3 protein-coding genes and 1 pseudogene are annotated in these 2,777 nt (G+C 36.0%); 1 reads left to right on the forward strand and 3 read right to left on the reverse strand.

The features are described from left to right. From EQ827_RS08295 to murB, 3 genes and pseudogenes are all read right to left on the reverse strand, one after another. A pseudogene (locus EQ827_RS08295) lies at window positions 1-343 on the reverse strand (CdaR family protein); the annotation flags it as partial. Continuing rightward, complete coding sequence (gene cdaA / locus EQ827_RS08300) at window positions 340-1,179, reverse strand: diadenylate cyclase CdaA (RefSeq protein ID WP_181190519.1); 840 nt, start codon at window positions 1,177-1,179, stop codon at window positions 340-342. The gene cdaA and the pseudogene EQ827_RS08295, both read right to left, overlap by 4 nt. A gap of 14 nt (window positions 1,180-1,193) precedes the next feature. After that, complete coding sequence (murB, locus tag EQ827_RS08305) at window positions 1,194-2,090, reverse strand: UDP-N-acetylmuramate dehydrogenase (protein ID WP_181190520.1); 897 nt, start codon at window positions 2,088-2,090, stop codon at window positions 1,194-1,196. 109 nt (window positions 2,091-2,199) lie between these two features. Between murB and EQ827_RS08310 the strand changes: the two genes are divergently transcribed. After that, window positions 2,200-2,736, forward strand: a complete 537-nt coding sequence (locus EQ827_RS08310; protein WP_181190521.1) for a 3'-5' exonuclease — start codon at window positions 2,200-2,202, stop codon at window positions 2,734-2,736. The last annotated feature ends 41 nt before the right edge of the window (window positions 2,737-2,777 follow it).

Consider the following 2,777-nt stretch of genomic DNA (forward strand, 5'->3'; position numbering starts at 1 on the left):
CCTTAACCCGATGCTTTCCCACCTGCAACTGACGTAAATCGATATAGACGGTAAAATTTTGGGTATTTTTAGTCGCAGTAACTAAAGCCGCTGGTCCTTGAATTTTCACTTCTACTTGCTTAGGATAACCTGTCACAAAAAAGCTATTAGTATCCACATCCACTTGTAAATTCATGGTTACTGTGGTGCTTTTTTCTGCTACTGCCACATTATTAGAATTAGCGGCATTGCGCGTACTGCCAATGCTAGGAGAAGATACACTCACATAAATCCAAATGGAGACTGCCAACGATAAAATCATATAAAAATACTTTGAATTAGTGAACCGGCGCCACTTACTCATTTAGCATCCTCCTTTTTAAGGTGTGGTAGTAAACTACTAAAGAATGATGAAGTTTTTTCATTAGGTGGCTCTAATTGTGCTCGCAGATAGTTCAGATAATCCTCACGGCTCAAGTCTAGCATCATATGACTTTTATGCGTAATCATAACGCCACCAGTTTCTTCAGAAACAACCACTGTTAAAGCATCTGTTACCTCACTAATTCCTACTGCAGCTCGATGTCGGGTACCTAATTTTTTTGGAATTGTATTACTTTCTGAAAGTGGCAAGTAAGCCGCAGCTACTTCAATTTTATTTTTATTAATAATTACTGCCCCATCATGCAAAGGCGTATTAGGAATAAAAATATTGATTAATAATTCTCCAGTAACGTCAGCGCTTAATTTAATCCCGGTTTCTACATATTCTTCTAAACCAGTATCCATTTGAATTGTAATTAAAGCCCCAATGCGGCGCTTAGACATATACTGAATAGCTTTATCCAAGGCCTGTATTAAGTTATCAGCAATGTCTTTTTGCTCATTTTTAACAGGTAGAAAAAACGGTATACGCCCAAGTTTTTCCAAGCCACGCCGTATTTCTGGAGCAAAAATAATAATAATAACAATTACCGCCCAATTAAAGACTTGATCAGTCAAATAGGCGACAGTGTGCAAATTCAAAAACCAGCTGATCAATTTAATGACGATAATAATAAAAAGTCCCTTTAACAGCTGAATAGCTTTAGTTCCGCGAATAAGCATTAATAACTTATAAATTAAATACCAAACAAATAAAATATCGATTATATTTGTTAAAGTAGTAAGCGTAAATAAATGACTGAGAAAATTCTGCATATATTCTGTCCTAACTATAATATATCTTCACCAATAATTCGTACTTCAGGTTCTAATTGTACATCAAATTTTTCTTTGACAGTCTGTTGAATGAGATGAATTAAATTCAAATAGTCCGTAGCCGTGGCCTCCCCTGTATTAATAATAAAGCCAGCATGTTTCATCGACACTTGAGCACCGCCAATAGTCTTACCTTGTAAGCCTGCCTTAATGATTAATGGCCCAGTAAAATACCCTTTTGGACGCTTAAACACGCTACCACAGGAAGGATATTCCAAAGGTTGCTTAGAGCGTCGTAATTGATTTAATTCATCCATTTTATTTTGAATTTGAGGTTGTTGACCCAGCGTTAGCGAAAAAGTTACTGCTACTACAATACCCTGGTTTTCCTGAACAATACTGTGCCGATAAGCAAAATGTAAATCTGAACCTGTCAACTTTACTTCTTGACCATCTGGCAAAATCTCATCAATACTGCTAATCACATCCGCCATTTCACCACCATAAGCTCCCGCATTCATAAAAGCTGCTCCGCCTACACTTCCTGGTATTCCAGCAGCAAATTCTAAACCCGTTAAACTAGCCTTACTAGCAGCTTTAGCAACATCAATAATAGCCGCACCGGCTTCGGCCACAATTTTTTGTTGATCAACAGTAATTTTTTTAAAGCGCGGCAGCATAATAACTAAACCGCGAATACCACCATCTTTAATTATTAAATTACTGGAATTGCCCAGAGTCGTCACTGCCAAGTGTTCCTGATGTGCAATATTTAATAACATTTTGAGTTCTTGCCGATTAGTGGGAAAAGCTAAAAAATCAGCTGGCCCACCAGTTTTTGTATAAGTGTATTTACTTAAAGGTTCATTTACTTTAATTTCAATTGGCAAATCTAGTAAAGTGCTTTTCATTTTGTTCTAACCTCTTAACTTTCATTAGTGCCAAGTTAATAATTAACATCCACAATAAATATAGTATATAATGAAAACTCAGAATATCCTAAATAAGGAAGTTAAAATTATGAATTTTGTTGCTATGGATTTTGAAACAGCTAATGGTCGTGGTTCCAGCGCATGTTCCTTGGCTTTAGCACTTGTTGAAAATAATCAAATCACTGATACTTTTTATACATTAATTAATCCACAACAAGAATTCCACTATCGCAATATTGCTATTCATCACATTCGACCAGCAGATGTACAACAAGCGCCTACCTTTGATCAAATATGGCCGCACATTAAGCAACTTTTTAACTTAAATAATCTTATTGCCGCTCATAATGCCCATTTTGATATTCGCGTTTTGCGTCAAACCTTAGCCATGTATCAGATAAAAGCTCCAGCTTACCAAGCCATTGATACCGTCCGCACTTCTCGCCGTTTTTATCCGCAAATGCCAAATCATAAGCTTAATACAGTTGCTAAATTACTTAATATTTCATTGCAACATCACCACCACGCACTTGATGATACCATTGCTTGCGCAGAAATTCTAATCAAAACCAGCGAACAATACGGTGAACAGTCAATTAAAAAGATGACCAAAATTGTCTCTTAGGTCATCTTTTTAATTATTTAAGATATTTTATTTTTAATTAA

Source organism: Bombilactobacillus bombi (assembly GCF_013607485.1).
Classification (GTDB): domain Bacteria; phylum Bacillota; class Bacilli; order Lactobacillales; family Lactobacillaceae; genus Bombilactobacillus; species Bombilactobacillus bombi_A.

What these genes read in the sequence shown, in the direction of transcription:
- EQ827_RS08310 (WP_181190521.1), top strand. Translation starts at nt 2,200, where the DNA reads ATGAATTTTGTTGCTATGGATTTTGAAACAGCTAATGGTCGTGGTTCC.
- cdaA (WP_181190519.1), bottom strand. Translation starts at nt 1,179, where the DNA reads ATGCAGAATTTTCTCAGTCATTTATTTACGCTTACTACTTTAACAAAT.
- murB (WP_181190520.1), bottom strand. Translation starts at nt 2,090, where the DNA reads ATGAAAAGCACTTTACTAGATTTGCCAATTGAAATTAAAGTAAATGAA.